The 650-nt window shown below is 71.4% G+C and carries 1 protein-coding gene; it reads right to left on the bottom strand.

The features are described from left to right. Positions 1-44 precede the first annotated feature (44 nt). Positions 45-650: IS3 family transposase (locus DWV48_RS09435; protein WP_233546256.1), on the bottom strand; the 606-nt coding region annotated here is incomplete at its 5' end.

The raw sequence follows: 650 nt of genomic DNA, 5'->3' as shown, positions 1-650 counted from the left end.
ATTTGGGCGTGCGGCAGAAATCTTGGAGACCGGGGCCTCCGTCCTTAGGCCGCCAGCCCCAGCGACCTCCGGTACTCCATCGGGCTCATCCAGCCCAGCGCCTCCTTCGGGCGCTCCTCGTTATAGTAGCGGAGCCACGCGTCGAGGCCGGCCATGAACTCCTCGGCGGTGACCCCGCCCCAGTCCCTGCAGTGGAAGAACTCGCTCTTGAGCCTGCCGAAGAACCCCTCGCACGCCGAGTTGTCCGGCGAGCACCCCTTCGCCGACATCGAGCGCGTGAGCCCGTGCTCCTCGCATATCGCGATCCAGCCGGGCCAGCGGTAGTGCCCGCCGCGGTCGGAGTGGACCCAGGGCGCCTCGCCCGGCGACAGCGTCGCGCAGGCGCGCGCGAGGCTCGAGTTCGCCAGCTCCGCGTCGGGCGAGGTGGAGATCGACCACGACGCCAGGCCGCCGTCGAAGCAGTCCAGCACGGGCGAGAGGTAGACCTTGGGCTGCCCCGGGGCCGGCAGGCGGAACTCGGTGACGTCGGTGAGCCACAGGAAGTTCGGCAGGCCGGCGCGGAAGTCGCGCGCGACCAGGTTGGGCGGCGCGTCGGACACCTCCCCGGCGTAGCTGCTCCACCTCCTCGGACGCCGGAGCCGCGGGACCTC

Source organism: Collinsella sp. AF08-23 (assembly GCF_003479805.1).
Lineage (GTDB): Bacteria > Actinomycetota > Coriobacteriia > Coriobacteriales > Coriobacteriaceae > Collinsella.
The sequence above is the reverse complement of the archived record's forward strand: the minus strand, read 5'-3'. Positions and strand labels throughout refer to the sequence as shown.